The sequence below is a fragment of the Actinopolymorpha rutila genome (assembly GCF_013407855.1).
Lineage (GTDB): Bacteria > Actinomycetota > Actinomycetes > Propionibacteriales > Actinopolymorphaceae > Actinopolymorpha > Actinopolymorpha rutila.
On record NZ_JACBZH010000001.1, the window covers coordinates 2258523 to 2279464 of the forward strand.

Sequence of the window (20942 nt, forward strand, 5' to 3'; positions counted from 1 at the left end):
CTCATGCGTGAGGTGGTGCTCCTCGGCTCGACCGGTTCGATCGGAACCCAGGCGATCGACGTCGTACGCCGCAATCCGGACAGGTTCCGCGTCGTCGGCCTCGCCGCCGGCGGTGGGCAGGTCGACCTGCTCGCCCGGCAGGCACTCGACCTCGGGGTCGACGTGGTGGCGGTGGCCCGCTCGACCGTCGTCCAGGACCTCCAGCTGGCGTTCTACGCCGAGGCCCAGCGGCAGGGCTACTCCCGCGGCGAGTTCAGCGTGCCGAAGATCCTCGCCGGCCCGGACGCGGCCGCCGAGATCGCCACCTGGCCCTGCGACACCGTTCTGAACGGCATGACCGGCTCGGTCGGCCTGGCGCCCACGCTCGCCGCGCTGAACGCCGGCCGCACACTGGCGCTGGCCAACAAGGAGTCGCTGATCGCGGGCGGCCCCCTCGTGCGGGCGGCCGCGAAGCCCGGCCAGATCGTCCCCGTCGACTCCGAGCACACCGCGCTGGCGCAGTGCCTGCGGTCCGGCAGCCGAGCCGAGGTGCGCAAGCTGGTGGTCACCGCGAGCGGCGGGCCGTTCCGCGGCCGGAGCCGCGCCTCCCTGGCCGACGTCACGCTCGAGCAGGCGCTGGCCCACCCCACCTGGAACATGGGCCCGGTGGTCACGATCAACTCCGCCACCCTGGTCAACAAGGGGCTGGAGGTGATCGAGGCTCACGAGCTCTTCGACATCCCGTACGCCGACATCGAGGTGGTGGTCCACCCGCAGTCGGTCGTGCACTCGATGGTGGAGTTCGCCGACGGGTCCACGATCGCCCAGGCCAGCCCGCCCGACATGCGGCTGCCGATCGCACTGGCGCTCGGCTGGCCGGACCGCGTGCCCGACGCCGCGCCCGCCTGCGACTGGACCCGGGCGGCGACCTGGCAGTTCGAGCCGCTGGACGACGAGGCGTTCCCCTCGGTGCGCCTCGCCCGGGAGGCGGGGGAGCGGGGCGGTCTCGCGCCGGCCGTCTACAACGCCGCCAACGAGGAGTGCGTCGCGGCGTTCACGGCGGGTCGGCTGCCGTTCCTCGGCATCGTGGACACCGTGGCCGCGATCGTCGGGGAGTACGCTCACCAGGCGGGCCCCGGAGCCGGCGGGAACCCCCGTACGCTCCCGGAGGTTCTGGAGGCGGAGACCTGGGCACGTGCCCGCGCCGCAGAACTCATCGAGGGCCACGCCGCATCGCCTGACCGGGAGGGCTCCTCCGCATGAACCTGGGATGGACCTGTGACGGACCTGACATGGGACTGACATGGACCTGATCGCGATCATCGGCGCCGTCGTCTTCTTCCTCGGCGTGCTCGCCTCGGTCGCCCTGCACGAGATCGGCCACTTCGCGCCGGCGAAGCTGTTCGACGTCCGCGTCACCCAGTACATGGTCGGGTTCGGCCGCACGGTGTGGTCGCGCCAACGCGGTGAGACGGAGTACGGCCTGAAGCTCATCCCGTTCGGCGGGTTCGTCCGGATGATCGGGATGTTCCCGCCGGCCCGCGACGGGAGGATGCGCAAGGCCAGCACCGGGCCGTTCCAGACCTTGATCGAGGAGGCCCGCAACTCATCGGCGGAGGAGACGCCGCCCGGTGAGGAGCACCGCCTCTTCTACACCAAGAAGTGGTGGCAGAAGCTGATCATCATGAGCGGCGGCCCGCTCATGAACATCATCCTGGCCGTGCTGCTGTTCGGGATCGTGCTGATGGGCTTCGGCACCGACGTGCCCAAGCCGACCGTCAGCGCCGTACCCGACTGCGTGGTCCCCGCCGCCGACGGCGCCCGCAAGTGCACCGCGAAGGACCCGCTGTCGCCGGCGAAGAAGGCCGGGCTGCGGCCGGGCGACGAGATCGTGGCCTTCAACGGCACTCCGGTCGACTCGTGGGACAAGGCGTCCACGCTGATCCGCGACGCGGGCGCCGGACCGGTCACCATCGCGGTGAAGCGGGACGGCGTGCGCCGCACCCTGCACGCCACGCTGATCGCGGCCGACCGCCCCGACCCCAACAACCCCGCGCAGCTGGAACGCGTCGGCTTCCTCGGGGTCAGCCCGACCGTGGTCCGTGAACGCCAGGGACCAGGCGCGGTGATCGGGGAGATGGGCCGGCTCACCGCGGCGACCGCGCAGGCCATGGTGCACATCCCCGAACGCATGGTCGGGGTGGCCAAGGCGGCGTTCGGTGAGAAGCGGGCGATGGACAGCCCGATGAGCGTGATCGGCGCCAGCCGCGTCGCGGGCGAGATCGCCTCCGCGTCCCAGGTGTCGGTCGCCGACCGGATCGCCACGTTCCTGCAGTGGCTGGGCGCGCTGAACCTCTTCGTCGCGTTGTTCAACCTCGTGCCGCTGCTGCCCATGGACGGCGGGCACATCGCGGGCGCGTTGTACGAAGCGCTGCGGCGCGCCGTGGCCCGGCTGCGGCGGCGGCCCGACCCCGGCTACGTCGACGTCGCGCGGGCCCTGCCGGTGGCGTACGCGGTGGCGAGCGTGCTCATCGTGATGGGCGTCCTCCTGTTGTACGCCGACATCGTCAATCCGGTACGGATATCGAACTGAGGTGCCGTACCCCGTGACCCACCAAGCGACCCGAGACGTCACCGGACACGTGATCCGGGCGGCCAACCGGGTAATGATCCGGACGTACGCGCGCGAAGCCGTGCGACGAGCAGCGAAGGACATCTCGTGACCAGCATCGACCTCGGCATGCCCGCAGGACCCCCGCCCGTTCTCGCCGAACGCCGCAAGACCCGGCAGATCCGGGTCGGCAAGGTGCTCGTCGGTGGCGACGCGCCGGTCTCGGTGCAGTCGATGACGACGACGCCGACCACCGACATCAACGCGACGCTGCAGCAGATCGCGGAGCTGACGGCGACCGGGTGCGACATCGTCCGGGTCGCGGTACCGAGCCAGGACGACGCCGACGCGCTGCCGGCGATCGCCGCGAAGTCGCAGATCCCGGTGATCGCCGACATCCACTTCCAGCCGAAGTACGTCTTCGCCGCGATCGAGGCCGGTTGCGCCGCGGTGCGCGTCAACCCCGGCAACATCCGCAAGTTCGACGACCAGGTGAAGGAGATCGCCCGCACCGCCGCGGACGCGGGCGTGTCCATCCGGATCGGCGTCAACGCCGGGTCGCTGGACCCCAGGCTGCTGGAAAAGTACGGCAAGCCCAGCCCGGAGGCGCTGGTCGAGTCGGCGCTGTGGGAGGCCGGCCTGTTCGAGGAGCACGGCTTCCACGACTTCAAGATCTCGGTGAAGCACCACGACCCGGTGGTGATGGTGCGGGCGTACGAGCTCCTGTCGGAGCAGTGCGACTACCCCCTGCACCTCGGGGTGACCGAGGCCGGCCCGGCGTTCCAGGGCACGATCAAGTCCTCGGTGGCGTTCGGCGCCCTGCTGTCGAAGGGGATCGGCGACACGATCCGGGTGTCCCTGTCCGCCCCGCCGGCGGAGGAGGTCAAGGTCGGCATCAAGATCCTCGAGTCGCTGAACCTCCGCCCGCGCAAGCTGGAGATCGTGTCCTGCCCCTCGTGCGGGCGCGCGCAGGTCGACGTCTACAAGCTCGCCGACGAGGTGACCGCGGGCCTGGAGGGCATGGAGGTGCCGCTGCGCGTCGCCGTGATGGGCTGCGTGGTGAACGGCCCGGGCGAGGCGCGCGAGGCCGACCTCGGCGTGGCGTCCGGCAACGGCAAGGGCCAGATCTTCGTCAGGGGCGAGGTCGTGCGCACCGTGCCCGAGAGCGAGATCGTGGAGACCCTCATCGACGAGGCAATGCGCATCGGTGAGGAGCTGAAGGACGCCGGAGTAGCATCCGGGGCACCCGAGGTCGAGGTGCGCTAGGCCAGGGACGAGGATCGTCGGAGACCGGTCGGTGTTCTGCACCAGAGTTCCTTTCGGGGCCGGTCGGTGACGATCGCGAGGAGGCGGGGGATGCTCGACACCACCGAGCGGGTCCGGCTCCTGCGCACGTCCGATCTGCGCGCTGTCCGCCGGCTGCTGGACACCGACCCGGTGACCAACGTGTTCATCGACGCCCGGGTGCGCGCCGCCGGCAGCGACCTGCGCCGGATGGGCGGGCAGCTGTGGGGTTACGGCGAGGGCAGCCGGCTCACGTCGCTGTGCTTCGCCGGCGCCAACCTCGTACCCGTCGCCGCCACGCCGACCGCCGTCGCGGCGTTCGCCGAGCTGGCTCTGCGGTACGGCCGCAACTGCTCGTCGGTGTGGGGTCCGCGCGACGCGGTGGCGCCGCTGTGGGACGCGCTCGCACCGACCTGGGGACCGGCCCGAGGGGTGCGGGGCGAGCAGCCGTTCCTCACCACCCGCGACCAGCCGGCGGTGCCCGCCGACCCGGCCGTGCGCCGGGTCCGCATCGACGAGCTCGACGCGCTCTACCGTGCCAGCGTGGCGTTCTTCCGCGAGGAGCTCGGGGTCAGCCCGGAGGAGCGCGACGGCGGGGCCTACTACCGCGCGCGGGTCGCGGAGCTGATCGCCCGGGGCCACGCGTTCGCGCGGTTCGAGAACGGCGAGGTCGTCTTCAAGGCCGAGATCGGGGTGGCCACGCCGCGGGCGTTCCAGATCCAGGGTGTGTGGGTGCGGCCGGACCGGCGCGGCGAGGGACTGTCCGCGCCCGGGGTGGCGGCGGTGACCGCCGCCGGGCTGCGCGACGTGGCGCCGGTGGCTACGTTGTACGTCAACGACTTCAACCACGCGGCACGGCGCACCTACGCACGCGTCGGCTTCACCCACGCCGACACGTTCATGACCGTGTTGTTCTAGGGGTCGTCCTGTTTCTGGGCCGTCCTGTTCGGAGGACCGTCCTCCACGAAGCGGTAGGGAGCGGCTTGGCACGCGGGACCTGGCAGTTCTGGATCGACCGGGGCGGCACGTTCACCGACGTGGTGGCCCGCACGCCCACCGGTGCGCTGGTGACCCACAAGCTGCTCTCGGACAGTCCCGCGCACTACGCCGACGCCGCGGTGGCCGGCATCCGGGCGCTGCTGGACCGGGCCGGCGAGGATGTGACCGGCGAGGATCAGACCGGCGAGGCTGCCGGTGCGAGGCCGATCGCCGAGGCGATCGAGGCGGTACGCATGGGCACCACCGTGGCCACCAACGCCCTGCTCGAACGCCGCGGCGAGCGGACCGCGCTTGTGATTACCGAGGGTTTCGCCGACGCGCTGCGGATCGGCTACCAGAACCGCCCGCGCATCTTCGACCGGCACATCGTGCTGCCGGACATGCTGTTCGAGCGGGTCGTCGAGGTCGCCGAGCGGGTCACCGCCGACGGCACCGTCCTGCGTCAACCCGACCTTGACACGCTCGAGGAGAAGCTGCGCGAGGTGTACGCCGACGGCATCCGCGCGGTCGCGGTGGTCTGCCTGCACAGCTACCTCCACCCCGCGCACGAGCACCAGGTCGGCGCGCTGGCCGAGCGGATCGGCTTCCCGCAGGTCTCCCTGTCCAGCGAGGCCAGCCCGCTGATGCGGGTGGTGCCGCGCGGTGACACCACGGTGGTCGACGCCTACCTCTCGCCGGTGCTGCGGCGCTACGTCGAGCACGTGGCCGACGAGCTCTCTGGCGTACGCCTGATGTTCATGCAGTCCAACGGCGGGCTGGCCGAGGCGGGGCACTTCCGCGGCAAGGACGCCATCCTGTCCGGACCGGCGGGTGGGATCGTCGGCATGGTGCGGATGTCGCGGCTGGCCGGGTTCGACAAGGTGATCGGCTTCGACATGGGCGGGACGTCCACCGACGTGTCGCACTACGCCGGTGAGTACGAGCGCGTCTTCGACACCCAGGTGGCGGGGGTGCGGCTGCGCGCGCCAATGCTCGACATCAACACCGTCGCGGCCGGTGGCGGGTCGGTCCTGCACTTCGACGGCAGCCGCTACCGCGTCGGTCCCGACTCCGCGGGCGCCGACCCCGGTCCGGCCTGCTACCGCGGCGGCGGCCCACTGACCGTCACCGACGCCAACGTGATGCTCGGCCGGGTGCAGCCGGCGTACTTCCCGCACGTCTTCGGGCCGGGCGCCGACCAGCCGCTGGACGTCGAGGTGGTGCGGACCGGGTTCGCCGACCTGGCCGGGCAGATCGCCGCCGCGACCGGCGACGACCGGACACCGGAGCAGGTCGCCGCCGGGTTCGTGGCGATCGCGGTCGCCAACATGGCCAACGCGGTGAAGAAGATCTCGGTGCAGAAGGGGCACGACGTCACCGAGTACGCCCTCACCACGTTCGGCGGCGCGGGCGGGCAGCACGCCTGCGCGGTCGCCGACGCGCTCGGCATCCGCACGGTGCTGGTGCCGCCGATGGCCGGCGTACTCTCCGCGCTCGGTATCGGCCTGGCCGACACCACCACGATGCGCGAGCAGTCGGTCGAGTGCGGGCTGGACGCCGACGGACTCGAGCGGGTCGAGGCGGTGGCCGACGACCTCGCCCGCACCGCCCGCGATGAACTCCTCGCCGAGGAGGTGCCGGCCGACCGCATCGAGGTGGTCCGCCGGGGGCACCTGCGCTACGACGGGACCGACACCGCGGTGCCGGTGACGCTCGCCGAGCCGGCCGACCCCGCGGCGATGGTGGCGGAGTTCGAGGCGGCCTACCGGCGTACGTACTCCTTCCTGATGGACCGCCCGCTGGTGGTGGAGGCGGTGTCGGTCGAGGCGGTCGGCGCCACTGTCCCGCCCGACCTGGACGCCCTGGCACCGGGCGACCCGGCCGACCACTCCGACGGGGAAACCGCTACCGAAGCCGAGGACCCGACCGTACGGATGTACGCCGGTGACGGCTGGCATGACGTACCCCTCCTGCGCCGCGACCGGCTCGCCGCCGGCACCACCGTCACCGGACCGGCGATCGTCGCCGAGGCCAACGCCACCACGGTGGTCGAGCCCGGCTGGGCGGCGACCGTCACCGCGACCGGCCACCTGCGGATCGAACGCGTCAGCGCCCGCGCCGACGTGGAGAACGTCGGGACCGAGGTCGACCCGGTGCTGCTGGAGATCTTCAACAACCTCTTCATGTCGATCGCGGAGCAGATGGGCGCAAGGCTGTCCTCGACCGCGCAGTCGGTGAACATCAAGGAGCGGCTGGACTTCTCCTGCGCGTTGTTCGACCCCGACGGCAACCTCATCGCCAACGCACCGCACATGCCGGTGCACCTGGGCTCGATGGGCGCCAGCGTGCAGGAGGTGATCCGCCGGCGCGGGGACGCGATGAAGCGCGGTGACGTCTACGCGGTCAACGATCCCTACCACGGCGGCACCCACCTGCCGGACGTGACCGTGGTGACGCCGGTGTACGACCAGACGGGGGAGAACGTTCTGTTCTTCGTCGCATCCCGCGGCCACCACGCCGAGATCGGTGGCCTCACCCCCGGCTCGATGCCGGCCACCAGCCGCTCGGTCGAGGAGGAGGGGGTGCTGTTCGACAACTGGCTGCTGGTGGAGAACGCCCGGCTGCGCGAGGACGAGACGCGGCGGCTGCTCACCGAGGCGCCGTACCCGTCCCGCAACCCCGACACCAACCTCGCTGACCTGCGCGCCCAGATCGCCGCCAGCGAGAAGGGTGTGGAGGAGGTCGGCAAGATGATCGACCACTTCGGGCTGGACGTCGTACAGGCGTACATGCGGCACGTGCAGGACAACGCCGAGGAGGCGGTCCGCCGGGTCGTCGCCACCCTGGAGGGCGGTTCGTACAGCTACGAACTGGACTCCGGCGCCCGGATCGAGGTGCGGATCGACGTGGACCGCTCGGCGCGTACCGCCACCATCGACTTCACCGGCACCTCGGCCCAGCTCGACACCAACTTCAACGCGCCGGCGTCGGTGGCGACCGCGGCGGTGCTGTACGTCTTCCGCACCTTGGTCGACGACGACATCCCACTCAACGACGGGTGCCTGCGGCCGCTGCGCATCGTCGTACCCGAGGGCTGCATGCTCGCGCCGAGGTTCCCGGCGGCCGTCGTCGCCGGCAATGTGGAGACCTCCCAGGCGGTGACCGGTGCGCTGTACGCCGCGCTCGGCGTGCAGGCGGAGGGCTCGGGGACGATGAACAACGTGACGTTCGGGAACGAGCGGCACCAGTACTACGAGACGGTTGCGTCCGGGTCCGGTGCGGGTGAGGGCTTCGACGGTGCGGCCGTGGTGCAGACGCACATGACGAACTCCCGGCTGACCGATCCCGAGGTGCTGGAGTGGCGGCTGCCGGTGCTGCTGGAGAGCTTCACGATCCGGCGGGGGAGCGGCGGTGCCGGGCGATGGCGCGGTGGTGACGGGGCGGTGCGCCGGCTGCGGTTCCTGGAGCCGGCGACGGTGAGCACGCTGTCGGGCCACCGCAGGGTTCCGCCGTACGGCATGGCCGGTGGCGAACCCGGCGCGCTCGGGCACAACTGGGTCGAACGCGCCGGCGGCGGCGTCGTGGAGTTGGCCGGCGCCGACTCGGCCGAGGTGGGTCCGGGCGACGTCCTGGTCGTGGAGACACCGGGCGGCGGGGGATACGGGCCGGTTGGTCCGCAAGGTCCGCCTGATCCGTCCTGATCCGTCTGGCCGGTTGGCTCCGCCTGATCGGCCGGGCCCGAGCACGGTGGGTGCACGACCTACCATGTCCGGCGTGCTGCATCTGCGGGTGACCTCGCCGTCGGAGCGGACCGAGAAGGTCGTCGCGCTCCTGGAAGAATGCGTGGGCGTCGCCAACCTCGCGGTGGTGCCGGGCGCGTCGATCCGGCCGCCGGGCGATCTGGTGTACGCGGACATCGCCCGGGAGTCCGTCGAAGGGGTGCTGGGTGCTCTGCGCGACCTCGGCCTGGACGTCGACGGGACGATCGCGATGGAGGTCGTCGACACCGCGATCTCCGACGCCGCCGAACGCGCCGAGCGCGCCGCGCCGGGCGAGGGTGCGGACGCGGTCATCTGGGAGGAGGTCGTACGCCGAACCTCCGACGACGCCGCGCTGTCGTGGACGTTCCTGTCGTTCCTCTTCCTCGCCACCGCTCTCGCCGCGATCGCGGTCGTACTCGACTCCTCGATCCTGGTGATCGGCGCAATGGTGGTGGGACCGGAGTTCGTCGCGCTGGCCGCGATCGCGGTCGGAATCGTGCACCAACGGGTGGGTCTGCTGCGCCGGGGACTGTTCACCCTCGGCGTCGGCTTCGCCGCGGCGATCGCGGGCACCACGGTGCTGTGCCTGCTCGCGCGGGCCGCGGGGTGGATCACCATCGCGCAGATCGACCGGCCCAGGCCGTTGACCGGGTTCATCTGGACCCCGGACAAGTGGTCGTTCGTGGTGGCGTTCATCGCGGGGATCGCCGGTGTGCTGTCCCTCACCGCGTCGAAGTCCGGAACGCTCGTCGGCGTGTTCATCTCGGTCACGACCGTGCCAGCGGCCGGCAACTTCGCCGCGGCGCTGGCGCTCGGTGACCTCGCCGAACTCGCCGGCTCGGCGGCCCAGCTCGGCATCAACATGGCCGCCATCGTGCTGGCCGGTGTGGCGACCCTGACGCTGCAGAAGGCGCTGGGCAGACCGGGGCAGCAGATCCGGATCTGAGTCGTACGCTCAGCCGTAGATCTCGCCGATGGCCATCCAGATGAGGTTCTCGATGATGATCTTCGCGATCTGCCGGAAGATCGGGATCTCCAGCCGCGAACCGCCGAAGGTCACCGCAGCGGTCGCGCGTTCGCCTCAGGACAGGGCATTGCCTGGCGTGCACCTCGCCGCCCGCTTGGCCTTCACGGCCGGCGTACTTTCTGGTGCGGGTCCACCCACTCGGGCGGGATGTACTCGGGGTGGCCGTGGCTGCCCATGCGTACCTGCCAGCCTTTGTGGTGGACGAACGTGTGGTGGGTTTTGCAGAGCAGCACGCCGTTGGCGAGGTCTGTCGGGCCGAAGTGGTCCCAGGCGGTCATGTGGTGGGCGACGCAGCGTCGTTCGGGTACTTGGCAGTCGGGGAAGTGGCAGTGGCTTCCGTCGCGGATGGCGAGGGCTCGGCGTTGGGGTTCGGTGAAGAACCGGTCGGCCTCTCCGATGTCGAGGATTTCACCGTTGCCGCCGAGGACGACGGGGATGATGTTGGCGTCGCAGGCCATTCGGCGGATGGTGGCGACTGAGAGCGGTTCGCCGCGCAGTCCGAGGATCCGGGCCGACCCGCCACCGCCACACGTCTGACAGCCGTCGTGGGGGTCGATGTGGTTGGGGGCAGCCTCCGGCCCCGCCGCACCCTCCTCCGGTTCGGAGTCAGTGTCGGCGTCGTCTTCCGGCCCGAGGCCCCAGTCCTCGGGTTCGGCGTCTACCTCCGGATCTGTTTCACCTGTTGGGTCCGATCCGGTGGCGGTGTTCGGTTGTCGGTGTTGGCCGGGTTCCCGGGGTTCGGGTAACCGCTCCGCGACCCCACCCGGATCGAGTGGGTCGGGTAGTCGATTCTCCTCGACGGGTTGAGCATTTCGGCCACTCGTCCTACTACCGCCGTGAGCCTCGTCGGGGTCGGTGACACCGCCAGTGCCGGCTTCGCGCTCGGTGTCGTCGGTGCTGTTGCGGCGGGCGGGCTGCTTGGGCTTGGTGCCCGTGGCACCTGTGGTGTCGTTGTTGTTGCCAGTGTTCGTGTTCTGCTGTCGGGCTTTGCGTTTGGTGTTCTGGCGTTTGGCGTCGGGGGTTTGGCAGGTGCAGGGCGTGGGGCGGACGGGGTTGAGGTCGTCGATGGTGCCGTACCCGAGGCCGGTCAGTAGCTGGTCGACTCCAACAGTGACGGTGACGCAGTCCCTGCCCCGGCCGCGGTTGGGGGATGCCTGCTGTTGCGCCCACTGGGCGAGGAGTTCGGCGAAGGCGTCACCTCGGCGTTGGTCGAGGGGGCGTTCGTCGGGGTCGGGGCGGGTGTCGGAGGCGGTCAGCGCCTCGATGATCTTGCGGAGGGTTTCCATCTCCAGCACCGGCAGTTTGATCACCACGGTTTCCGACCCCGGGATGCCGTTGGGCAGGTAGCGCAGGGACCGTTTGCGTTCGGCTGCGCGTTCGGCGTCGCCGAGTTCCTTGCCGAGGCGGCGTTCCCACTCTTCGGGTGCGAGGTACTGCAGCAACGCCCGCCCCAGCAGGCGTACGTCGTCGGGGTTACGTCGCTTGGACCAGGTGATCAGGTATTCCTCGGCCTTCAGGCGTTGTTCGGGTCCGATCCAGGTGGGCAGGTCCTTGACCGCGAACGCGATCACCTGCGCGTGCTTGAACGACAGTTCACCCCGCGCCAGGGCGGCGGCGGTCAAGGTGACCGTACGGTCCAGGTCCCGGGCCAGGCCGACGGTGGCGGAGGCCTCGGTCTTCGACATCCGCTGCGCGCTGCGCAACCACCCGCCGCGGTCGCCGCACCCGTGGTCTTGCCGATGTCGCCGGCTTCGGCCTGACGGACCCAGGCCAGGGTGAGCGCGTCGGTCCGTGCCTTCTCCGCCTCCAGTTCACCGATCAGCTCACCGAGCTCACCCACCTCCACACAGGTGGTCGGCGTCGACAAAGCCTCGTTCACTCCGGCGCGGATTGTGGCCAGCGCAGCCCTCAACCGGGCGGCGGCGCCACTGCCACCGGTGCCGGGAAGGTCCTGCGTGGTCGAATGCATGTTCGAAGTCTAGAGGCGACGACCGACACGAAGATCGTTGTCCACAAGGAGACCCGAGGCACAACCCGATACGCCACCTGTGGACAAAAACCTGGCGCCACCACTCCGGTGGCAGGCGGCGCCCGTTCAGGTGCTCTGGTCGCTGAACTCCGCACCCGACGGCTCGGTCGGCCGGGTTGCCAGTGACCGGCGAGCCCAGATGTACGGCGCGGAGTCTCGGCAGGCCGGGCACTCGCCGCCGCCTCCCGGCGCAGCGTGCCCCGGGCCGCACACGGGCCCGGGCGCGCCCAGCCGGTATTCTCGCCTCGGTCCCGGCGGTGATGACGCCGCCGTCCCTTCCTCGGAGGAGATTCCCCGTGATTCTGCGGATGTCGACTTTGTTCCTGCGCACGCTGCGCGAGGACCCGGCCGACGCGGAGGTGCCGAGCCACCGGCTGCTCGTGCGCGCGGGCTACATCCGCCGGGTCGCACCGGGCATCTACTCGTGGCTGCCGCTGGGCTGGCGCACCTACCTCAACGTCGAGCGGATCGTCCGGGAGGAGATGGACGCGGCGGGATTCCAGGAGGTCCACTTCCCGGCCCTGCTGCCGCGTGAGCCCTACGAACGCACCGGCCGATGGACCGACTACGGCGACGACATCTTCCGGCTCAAGGACCGCAAGGGCAACGACTTCCTCCTCGGCCCCACCCACGAGGAGATGTTCACCCTTCTGGTGAAGGACCTCTTCTCCTCCTACAAGGACCTCCCGCTGTCGATCTACCAGATCCAGTGGAAGTACCGCGACGAGCCGCGGCCGCGAGCGGGCATTCTGCGGGGCCGGGAGTTCTCGATGAAGGACTCCTACTCCTTCGACGTCGACGACGCCGGGCTGGAACGCTCCTACCACCGGCACCGTGAGGCCTACGTCCGTACGTTCGACCGGCTCGGGCTCGACCACGTGATCGTCAAGGCTATGGCCGGGGCGATGGGTGGCTCGCTCAGCGAGGAGTTCCTGACTCCGACCGAGGTGGGCGAGGACACCTACGTCCGTTGCACCTCCTGCGACTATGCGAGCAACACCGAGGCGGTGGAGGTGCCGGCCACCGAGCCGGTGCCGCACGCCGGCCTGCCCGCCGCGCACGTGGAGGACACCCCGGACACCCCGACCATCGAGTCGCTGGTCGCCCTGCTGAACGACCGGGAGAAGCTCCGCCGCGACGACCGCGCCTGGCAGGCGTCCGACACGTTGAAGAACGTCGTCGTGAAGGTCGTCCACCCCGGCGGTGACAGCGAACTCCTCGCCGTCGGCGTTCCCGGCGACCGCGAGGTGGACCTGAAACGCCTGGAGGGCCAGGTCTACCCGGCCACCGTCCAGGCGGCGACCGACGAGGACTTCGCGGCCCGGCCCGAGCTGGTGCGCGGCTACATCGGACCCGACGCGCTGGGGGCGGACAAGCCGGCCAGGGTCCGCTACCTCGTCGACCCGCGGGTCGCCTCGGGCACCCGCTGGGTGACGGGCGCCAACGAACCCGGCAGGCACGTGGTGGATCTCGTCGCCGACCGCGACTTCAGCGCCGACGGCACCATTCACGCCGCCGAGGTACGCGACGGCGACCCGTGCCCGCGCTGCGGCAGTGCGCTGGCCTCGGCCAAGGGCATGGAGATGGGGCACGTCTTCGCGCTGGGCCGCAAGTTCGCGCAGGCGCTCGGTCTCACGGTGCTGGACGAGAACGGCAAGCAGGTCGTGGTGACGATGGGGTCGTACGGCATCGGCGTGAGCCGCGCGGTCGCCGCGATCGCGGAGAAGAACCACGACGCCAAGGGGCTGATCTGGCCCCGCGAGATCAGTCCGGCCGACGTACACGTCATCGCCACCGGCAAGAACGACGCGCCGTTCGAGACCGCCGAGCAGCTCGCCGCCGAGCTGGACGCCCGGGGCATCCGGGTGCTGCTGGACGACCGGCGCGGGGCGAGCCCGGGGGAGAAGTTCAACGACGCCGACCTGCTGGGCATCCCCACGATCGTGACCTGCGGCCGGCGGATCGTGGACGGCAAGGTCGAGATCAAGGACCGGCGTACGAGCGAGCGCATCGACCTGCCGATCGCCGAGGTCGTCGACCACCTCGTGGAGGTCTGCGCTTCCTGACCTGCCACCGGGGCGAAGTGCCGAACGACGTGCCGACGGGTCAGCAGAGTGGTACGTGGTTGCGGGTGGTCGCCGAGCGCGGCCGGTACGCCGAGGGCACCAGGCCGGTGAAGGCCCGGAACTCCTTGACGAAGTGGGCCTGGTCGAAGTAGCCGGTCCGGTGGGCGATGTCGGCCCAGTCGACCGGCCGGTCGTGCGGGATCGCCGCCAGCGCCCGCTGGAAACGGCGTACCCGGGCGAAACGCTTCGGTGTCAACCCCACGTTGTCAGTGAACCGCCGGGTGAACGCCCTGCCGGTGAGCCCACAGCGTTCGGCCACCTGTGCGACCGGTCTGCCCCGGTGGAGTTCGCCGACCGCGAACTCCAGCCCCGGGTCGGCCCGCAGGGGACGGACCGCCCGGCTCACCAGGGCTGTCTCCACCACGTCCAGCTTCGCCCGCGGCGTGGGTGCCGCGGCCAGGCGTTCGCGGAGGTCGGCGCCAGCATGCCCGCCCCAGAGCGCGTCGAGGTCGACCAGTCGTTCACTTGTCCGATCGGCCGGGCCGGCGAAGAACGCGGCCGCGCCACCCGGCCGGAACGCCACCCAGACGGTCTCCCGCTGGTCGGCGGTGTCGATCACCCGGGCGCCCGACTGAGGGCCGGACAGGGCGGCGCCGCCGACGAACTCCGCCGCCTTCGGGTCGCCGGCCCCGTCGTACACCCGGAACCTGTCCTCGGCCAGGTTGACCAGCAGCTGCGGAACACCGGTCGGCAACGCGCGCTCGCGGCCGTCGCCCGCAACCCCTTCGGCGTATCCGAGGTGACGGACGAACGGCGCGAGCGCCGCGCCGGGCGCCCGGCTGACGTACTGCATGCACCGACCCTAGATCCAACCCATGGAGTACGTCAGGTCGGCGGTTCAGTACGTCAGGAGGGCGACCCGCTCAGCCTGCCTGGAGCTTCTCCAGCCGTTCGTCGTACCGCCAGGCGGGGCGCGTCCCGGTCAGGTGGACGCCGCCGATCCAGCGGTCCACGCCGTTGAGCTCGGTGTGGTCGGCCCGGCCGGCGAGCACGTCCCGTCCCACCGGGGTGAGCGCTACCCGGTGTTCGGCGTACGGTCCGTCGGCTGTGGTGCCCGGATCCACCGCAAGCAGCGGTTGACGGGCACCGGCGAGCTCGGCGATGCGGTCGAAGCAGGAGGTGTCGCCGAGGTACGGCCGGCGTTCGCGGCGCTGCACCTCCGCGAAGACCCTGCCCGCCGTGCCCGCGCCGCTCTCGACGGCGAGGAGGATCCTTCGCTCGGTCAGGGACAGCCCGTCCGAGCGTGCGGGGTACTCCTGCGCCAACCGGCCGAACGCCTCGGCGAGGTGACGCAGGATGGGGGAGGCGGACCGCGCGATCTCGGCCAGCGCGGCGGGGTCGGGGGCGGTGAAGGCCGCCCAGGCGGCCACCGCGAGGTCGAACGCCTCGGCGGTCAGCGGGAGCTCGTCCGATCGCAGCCGCAGCAGGTCCTCCGGCGCCAGCTCGCCCAGGCCGCCGAAGTGCGCGACACCGGGGAACTCTCCGGCCGACACCAGCGACACCGACTCCGGCGGGACCCCGGCCCGGTGCAGTTGGTCGATCACCTGCACCACCTGCAGTTGGTCGTACAGATCCGCCTCGAACCACAGCACCACCCGGCCGTCGCGGTGGGCGGCCAGGGTCGCGTCACGGGCGTCGAAGTCGGCGCGCACCGAGGCCGGATCGCCCCAGCCGCCGGCGATGAAGTCCGCGCGTACGGCACGCAGCTCGGCGTCGGTGAGCCCGCCGGGCACCGGGCCGTCGTGCAGGACGTCCCGCCAGGGCAGGATCGGCTCGGTGAGCCCGGCCGCCCGCATCACCTCCGCGGCGCAGTCGCCGTTGGTGACGTGCAGGACGCCGGCGGTGTGGTCGTTCCCGGTCAAGGTTGCGGTCTCGGTGGCGGTCTCGGTGGTGGTCTCGGTTGTGATCTCCGTCGTGGTCCCGTCGGCGGTGCGGTCGGCCAGCTGGGCGCGGGCGGCGGCGTATCGCTCACCCGTCCTGGTCATCCGCGCGCGGACACGGCGCTTGAACGCGGCATCTCGGGTCATGTCGACCTGTCCCTTCGTGCCGTGCCGGCGCCCCCCAGCGGAGCCGAGCACGACAGCGGTGACAGGCGATCATGCCCGCTGCCGAGGTCGGTTCCCCTTTGCCTCCCTGGCAGATCCCGCTGGGGTGGATCGCGGAGGTTGGGCGCGGCAGGGCGCCGGGCCCAACCCTAGGCCACGCTCCGGACAGCTGTCACCGGCCGACGGCGTAGTTCTGCATCCCGCGCGGGTTGGCCCCGGCCGACAGGACGCCGGTCCGCGGGTCGCGGGCGACCGCGCACAGCCGGCCGAGGCTCCATGGACCCGAACGCGTGACGACGTGGCCACGGCGTTCCAGCGCACCGATCGCCTCCTCGCCGAGCCGGTCCTCGACCACCAGGCCATGCGGCTCCATGGTCCGCGGGTAGAAGGAACCGGGGAAGCTCGTCGTGTGCCACGCCGGCGCGTCGATCGCCTGCTGGAGGTCCTGTCCGGCGCCCAGATGCCGCAGAACGAACAGCAGCTGCCACTGGTCCTGCTGGTCGCCGCCGGGGGAGCCGCAGGCGAGCACCGGACGGCCGTCGGCGAGCACCAGCGTCGGCGAGAGTGTCGTACGGGGACGTCGCCCCGGCACGAGCGAGGAGGACAGCCCCTCCTCCAGCCAGAACATCTGCGCCCGGCTGCCCAGACAGAACCCGAGCGAGGGGATGGTCGGCGAGCTCTGCAGCCATCCGCCGCTCGGCGTGGCCGAGATCATGTTGCCCCAGCGGTCGACGACGTCCACATGACAGGTGTCGCCGCGGGTACGGCCGCTGAGGTCGACGGTGGGCTCGCCGGTGTCGCCGGCTCCGCGTCCGCCGCTCGGCGCCGTCCGGTCCGGGTCGGCGTGCGCCGCCGGCAGCCTCGGCGTACGTCCATCCGGCGAGCCCGGGCGCAGGTCACCGGACGCCCGGTCGCCCACCAGGGCGGCGCGTTCGGCGGCGTACTCCTTGGACAGCAGGGCCGGCAACGGGGAGTCGGGCAGGTCGCCGTACCACGCCTCGCGGTCTGCCAGGGCGAGCTTGAGCACCTCGGCCGTCAGGTGGACGCCGAGTTCGCCGCTGCCGTCTCTGCCGTCCCTGCCATCGATGTCGGCCGAGGCGTCCAGCGCGTCCAGTAGGGCCAGCGACTGCAGCAGGACCGGACCCTGACCCCACGCCCGGGTCTTTGCAACCGTCAGGCCGTTCCACTCCAGGGTGGCGGGTTCCTCCCAGGACGCCGACCAGGAGGCGAGGTCGTCGCCGGTGAGCAGGCCGGGGTGGTCGGCACCGCTGGAGTCGCGGTGCGGCTGCCGGGAGAACGTGGCGACCTCCTCGGCGACGAACCCCTCCCGCCAGGCCCTCCGGGCGCCCTCGATCTGGGCCTCCCGGCCGGTGCCCGCGGCCTCGCCCTCGGCGGCCAGCCGTTCAAGGGTGTCGGCGTACGCCGGGTTGGCGAACATCGCGTTCGGCGTCGGCGGCTTCCCGTCACGCAGCCACAGTGCCGCCGAGGTGGGCCAGTGTTCGGCGAACAACCGCTCGACCGTGGCGATCGTCGTCACCGCGCCGGACACCAGCGGATGGCCCGCGCGGGCGTACCCGATCGCGGGCTCGAGCACGTCGCGCAGCGGCCAGGTGCCGTGGTCGCGCAGCAGGAGCAGCCAGGCGTCCACCGCTCCGGGGACCGTCGCCGCCAGCGGCCCGGAGCCGGGCACCAGGTCCAGGCCGAGGTCGCGGAAGTGCGCGATGGTGGCGCCCGCCGGGGCCGGTCCCTGCCCGTTCAGCACCCTGGGCGCGGGGTCGTCGGCGGTGGCCACCACGGCGGGAACCTCACCGCCGGGGCCGTTCAGGTGCGGCTCGACCACGTGCAGGACGAAGCCGGCGCAGGCGGCCGCGTCGAAGGCGTTGCCGCCGCGTTCGAGCACGCTCATGGCACTCTGCGACGCCAGCCAGTGCGTGGACGCGACCATGCCGAAGGTGCCCCGGAGGGTCGGGCGGGTGGTGAACGTCATGAACCGTCCTCGTCGTCGAAGGAGGTAGCCGGTCGGCGGTCCCGGACACGGCGGCGGCGACGTGTCGGGCGACCGGTGGTGCGCCCGACCCTAACGTGTGGACGCCTTCCGCAGGCCGCGATGCCGGTCCCGGCACCCGCCGATCGTCGTCCGGCCCGGGAGTACGGGCAGGGGAGTACGGGCAGGGGAGTACGGGCGGGCGGCGCCGGTTGTCGGTGCCCGCTGGCACCATCCCGGCATGACAGCAGCGACGACACCGGCGACGGCGACGACAGTGAGTGCGGTGATCTTCGACTGGGGCGGCACTCTCACGCCCTGGCACACGGTCGACCTGCACGACCAGTGGCGGCACTACGCGCGGGCCTACGACCCGACCCACGGCGACGAGGTGTCGGCGGCGCTGCGGGCGGCCGAGGACGAGGCCTGGCGGCGGTCCCGGGAGGAGCATCGCGCGACCGCGTTCGACGCGATCGTCCGCGCGGGAGGGCTGGAGCCGTCGGGGCCCGCACACCAGCGCGGGGTCGAGGCCTATCGCGCGTGGTGGGAGCCGCACACCCTCTCCGATCCGGACGCCGCGCCGCTGTTCCGGGCGCTGCACGAGCGGGGGATCCGGGTCGGCGTGTTGTCCAACACCGTCTGGCCGCGCGACGACCACGAGCTGGTCTTCGCCCGCGACGGCGTGCTCGACCTCATCGACGGTGCCGTCTACACCAGCGAGATCGCGCACACCAAGCCACATCCGGAGGCGTTCCGCGCCGCCATGGCCGCCGTCGGCGTCGACCGGCCCGAGCACTGCGTCTTCGTCGGCGACCGGCTCTTCGACGACATCCACGGCGCGCGCTCGGTGGGGATGCGAGCTGTCCACGTGCCGCACAGCGAGATCCCCGACGTCCAGCGTGGGCACACCGACGGTGAGCCGGACGCGGTGGTCCAGCGACTGGCCGACATCCTCCCGCTCGTGGACGGCTGGCGATCCGGCTCGGCTACCGCCGGTGAGCGGACCCGGCCAGCCGTTACCGGTCGCGACGGTTGAACCCCTTCGTCCGGTAGCGATGCCATTGCGGTCAGCGCACGCCTCGGGCCGATGCCCAGGGCCAGGGCTCAGAAGGACGTCAGCCGACGCCGATGACCGTCGTACGGGGAGGACCCATGCCCGAGATCGACCGCCGCAGTTTCGTCGGAGGGCTGGGCGGCCTGGCTGCCGGCGCCTCGGTGCTGGCCACCGCGCGCCCGGCGCCCGCCGTTGCGGCCACCGAGCCGGTGTTCCACTACGACCTGACCCACCTGTACGCCCTCGACCTGGCCGATCCGGCACAGGCCGCCCGGGCGCACGACGAACTCCACTTCGTGGCCACCTTGCAGGGCATCGTCAACCGCGACTTTCCCCGGCTCTACGTTCATTTCGTCGATCACAGCGAGTTCGGCACCAAGGACATCGATGACTACTGGCTCACCGTGCTGCGCCGGGACGAAGGTCTGCTCGCCGACCGGCCGCTTCGCCGCCTCGACAGCCTCGACGATCTGGTGAGGACCTTCCGACGCGCGCTCCGCGGTGCCGTGGTGTGGGACCCGAACGTGCCGGCCACGTCCAACGTCGCGTCGACGGTGGCGGGCGCCCGCGACCTGGTGGCCGTTCGGTACGACCCCTCGCCGGACTCGCTGCACACCCGGTACGTCGGGACCCGCGCCACGGCCGACGGACCACTGCGGTTGCCGTCGGTCGTACGACTGGTGCGCGACGACGGGAGCCCGCTGTTCACCGGCCGGGGGCAGATTGCCGGCACGCGGCGTCAGTCGACCGGCAGCGCCAAGTGCGACGCGTACATCTGGGCGGTCGAGCACTACCTCCGCTCCGGGCGTTCCACACCTGACCTCGGCTACTACCTCGACGGCTACTGGCTACGCCGGCCTCAGGGCAAGCTGCAGCAGGCCCTGCTCACCAACCATGACTACCTCGTCAGCCGGCGCGGGTTCTTCTTCGACCTGCTGCCCTGGGACGACGAGGCTCCTGTCGACGATCCGCACCAGCCCGTGGGCACCGACCAGGCCACGTTGGAGGAGATCCTGCGGGTGGCCTACGAGCGGGCGCGGGGAGCGATGGTTCCGGTGCACGGGTTCGTCCCGTGGGGCTACAAGTACACGACGGTCGACCCGGCCGGCGGGCACCACGAACCCGTGGCCACCGAGTGGCGCTTCGTGCAGGTCGCGTCCGCCTACAACGCCTACCTCGACGCCGACGCGGAGAACCTCGACGCGATGGCCAACGCCTCGGTGTTCCGGCACGCGCCGCTGCGGGCGGCGTACCCGCAACGTCCACGCCCGACCACTGCCGACCTGCGTGCCCGGGGCTTCGTCGACGCTTCGGGTGCGGTGGTCCCGCGCCGCTACGTGATGTTCTACGTCGGCGACTACGACTCGGCCGCCTGGCTGTATCAGGTGATGCCCTACATCTGGGACGACGCCGCCCGCGGCGAGGTCCCGCTCAACTGGGCGTTCAACCCCAACCTCGCCGAGAGAATGCCGGTGGCGCTGGACCTCGCCCGGCGGACGGCGACCTCGGCCGACACGTTCGTGGCCGGGGACAGCGGCGCCGGTTACGTCAACCCCGGCATGCTGGCCGCGCCGCGCGAGTTCTCCGGCCTGCCGTCGGGTGTCGCCGCGTGGAGGCGGCACTGCCGGCCCCGCTACACCCGCTGGGACCTCACCGTCACCGGCTTCGTGATCGACGGCTACGCGCCGGGCATGGACGCCGGGACCAGGGCGGCGTACGCCGACTTCTCACCCGACGGGTTCGCCGCGCAGAAGATCGAACCCATGGGACTGGTCGGCACCACTCCCTTCGTCCGGATGGGTCCCGACCTGCCGCGCGCCGACGCGGCCACCGCAGCCCGGGCACTGCGGGACGCGCTCGACGGCGACCTGTCCGGCCCACCCGCGGCGCCCCGGTTCCTCAGCGTGCGCACCATCCTGGAAAGCCCCTCGTGGCACCGGGACGTGGTGGACACGGTGCACGCGCAGGCGCCGGGGGCGGCGGTGGAGTTCGTGGACGCGCACACGTTCTACGCGCTGGTTCGGCAACACCTCGGCTGAGCAGGCGGCGACCGTGCCGGGAGTC

The 20942-nt window shown here is 71.6% G+C and carries 14 protein-coding genes; 9 read left to right on the top strand and 5 right to left on the bottom strand.

Going from position 1 to position 20942, the window contains the following annotated elements; translation table 11 throughout:
* Positions 1–3: 3 nt before the first annotated feature.
* From dxr to F4554_RS10210, 6 genes are all read left to right on the top strand, one after another.
* The gene (gene dxr, locus F4554_RS10185) at positions 4–1242 is read left to right on the top strand and encodes a 1-deoxy-D-xylulose-5-phosphate reductoisomerase (protein WP_202889233.1); all 1239 of its coding nucleotides are present in this window, start codon (positions 4–6) and stop codon (positions 1240–1242) included.
* Positions 1243–1282: 40 nt separating this feature from the next.
* Positions 1283–2572 (top strand): M50 family metallopeptidase, encoded by a 1290-nt coding sequence (locus F4554_RS10190; RefSeq protein WP_179787155.1) that lies wholly within the window; start codon positions 1283–1285, stop codon positions 2570–2572.
* Between the two features lie 147 nt (positions 2573–2719).
* Positions 2720–3856: a flavodoxin-dependent (E)-4-hydroxy-3-methylbut-2-enyl-diphosphate synthase gene (gene ispG / locus F4554_RS10195; RefSeq protein WP_179791421.1), complete on the top strand. Its 1137-nt coding sequence runs from the start codon at positions 2720–2722 to the stop codon at positions 3854–3856.
* A 90-nt stretch (positions 3857–3946) separates the two neighbouring features.
* Positions 3947–4792, top strand: a complete 846-nt coding sequence (locus F4554_RS10200; protein WP_179787156.1) for a GNAT family N-acetyltransferase — start codon at positions 3947–3949, stop codon at positions 4790–4792.
* 65 nt (positions 4793–4857) lie between these two features.
* Positions 4858–8553 carry a hydantoinase B/oxoprolinase family protein gene (locus F4554_RS10205; protein WP_179787157.1) on the top strand — a complete coding sequence of 1232 codons (3696 nt, stop codon included), beginning with the start codon at positions 4858–4860 and terminating at the stop codon, positions 8551–8553.
* A gap of 73 nt (positions 8554–8626) precedes the next feature.
* Positions 8627–9559, top strand: a complete 933-nt coding sequence (locus tag F4554_RS10210) for a DUF389 domain-containing protein (RefSeq protein WP_179787158.1) — start codon at positions 8627–8629, stop codon at positions 9557–9559.
* A 182-nt stretch (positions 9560–9741) separates the two neighbouring features.
* On the opposite strand, the gene F4554_RS10215 is transcribed toward F4554_RS10210, so the two are convergent.
* The gene (locus F4554_RS10215) at positions 9742–11325 is read right to left on the bottom strand and encodes an HNH endonuclease signature motif containing protein (RefSeq protein WP_179787159.1); all 1584 of its coding nucleotides are present in this window, start codon (positions 11323–11325) and stop codon (positions 9742–9744) included.
* The gene (locus F4554_RS10220) at positions 11259–11609 is read right to left on the bottom strand and encodes a hypothetical protein (RefSeq protein WP_179787160.1); all 351 of its coding nucleotides are present in this window, start codon (positions 11607–11609) and stop codon (positions 11259–11261) included. The genes F4554_RS10215 and F4554_RS10220 overlap by 67 nt, the downstream gene beginning before the upstream one ends.
* Positions 11610–11965: 356 nt before the next feature.
* Here F4554_RS10220 and F4554_RS10225 point away from each other — a divergent pair, with 356 nt between their 5' ends.
* Positions 11966–13735: a proline--tRNA ligase gene (locus tag F4554_RS10225; RefSeq protein ID WP_179787161.1), complete on the top strand. Its 1770-nt coding sequence runs from the start codon at positions 11966–11968 to the stop codon at positions 13733–13735.
* Positions 13736–13775: 40 nt separating this feature from the next.
* Here the strand turns inward: F4554_RS10225 and F4554_RS10230 are convergent, their stop codons facing one another.
* From F4554_RS10230 to F4554_RS10240, 3 genes are all read right to left on the bottom strand, one after another.
* Entirely contained in the window at positions 13776–14588 is an 813-nt protein-coding gene (locus tag F4554_RS10230; protein ID WP_179787162.1) for a helix-turn-helix transcriptional regulator, read from the bottom strand.
* 70 nt (positions 14589–14658) lie between these two features.
* Positions 14659–15822 carry a hypothetical protein gene (locus F4554_RS10235; protein ID WP_202889235.1) on the bottom strand — a complete coding sequence of 388 codons (1164 nt, stop codon included), beginning with the start codon at positions 15820–15822 and terminating at the stop codon, positions 14659–14661.
* Positions 15823–16012: 190 nt separating this feature from the next.
* The gene (locus tag F4554_RS10240) at positions 16013–17827 is read right to left on the bottom strand and encodes a gamma-glutamyltransferase family protein (protein ID WP_179787163.1); all 1815 of its coding nucleotides are present in this window, start codon (positions 17825–17827) and stop codon (positions 16013–16015) included.
* Positions 17828–18065: 238 nt separating this feature from the next.
* Here F4554_RS10240 and F4554_RS10245 point away from each other — a divergent pair, with 238 nt between their 5' ends.
* Positions 18066–18860 (top strand): HAD family hydrolase, encoded by a 795-nt coding sequence (locus tag F4554_RS10245; protein ID WP_179787164.1) that lies wholly within the window; start codon positions 18066–18068, stop codon positions 18858–18860.
* Positions 18861–18976: 116 nt separating this feature from the next.
* Positions 18977–20917, top strand: a complete 1941-nt coding sequence (locus F4554_RS10250) for a GxGYxYP domain-containing protein (protein ID WP_179787165.1) — start codon at positions 18977–18979, stop codon at positions 20915–20917.
* Positions 20918–20942 lie beyond the last annotated feature (25 nt).

What these genes read in the sequence shown, in the direction of transcription:
- dxr (WP_202889233.1), top strand. Translation starts at nt 4, where the DNA reads ATGCGTGAGGTGGTGCTCCTCGGCTCGACCGGTTCGATCGGAACCCAG.
- F4554_RS10190 (WP_179787155.1), top strand. Translation starts at nt 1,283, where the DNA reads ATGGACCTGATCGCGATCATCGGCGCCGTCGTCTTCTTCCTCGGCGTG.
- ispG (WP_179791421.1), top strand. Translation starts at nt 2,720, where the DNA reads ATGCCCGCAGGACCCCCGCCCGTTCTCGCCGAACGCCGCAAGACCCGG.
- F4554_RS10200 (WP_179787156.1), top strand. Translation starts at nt 3,947, where the DNA reads ATGCTCGACACCACCGAGCGGGTCCGGCTCCTGCGCACGTCCGATCTG.
- F4554_RS10215 (WP_179787159.1), bottom strand. Translation starts at nt 11,325, where the DNA reads ATGTCGAAGACCGAGGCCTCCGCCACCGTCGGCCTGGCCCGGGACCTG.
- F4554_RS10220 (WP_179787160.1), bottom strand. Translation starts at nt 11,609, where the DNA reads ATGCATTCGACCACGCAGGACCTTCCCGGCACCGGTGGCAGTGGCGCC.
- F4554_RS10230 (WP_179787162.1), bottom strand. Translation starts at nt 14,588, where the DNA reads ATGCAGTACGTCAGCCGGGCGCCCGGCGCGGCGCTCGCGCCGTTCGTC.
- F4554_RS10235 (WP_202889235.1), bottom strand. Translation starts at nt 15,822, where the DNA reads ATGACCCGAGATGCCGCGTTCAAGCGCCGTGTCCGCGCGCGGATGACC.
- F4554_RS10240 (WP_179787163.1), bottom strand. Translation starts at nt 17,827, where the DNA reads ATGACGTTCACCACCCGCCCGACCCTCCGGGGCACCTTCGGCATGGTC.
- F4554_RS10245 (WP_179787164.1), top strand. Translation starts at nt 18,066, where the DNA reads ATGACAGCAGCGACGACACCGGCGACGGCGACGACAGTGAGTGCGGTG.
- F4554_RS10250 (WP_179787165.1), top strand. Translation starts at nt 18,977, where the DNA reads ATGCCCGAGATCGACCGCCGCAGTTTCGTCGGAGGGCTGGGCGGCCTG.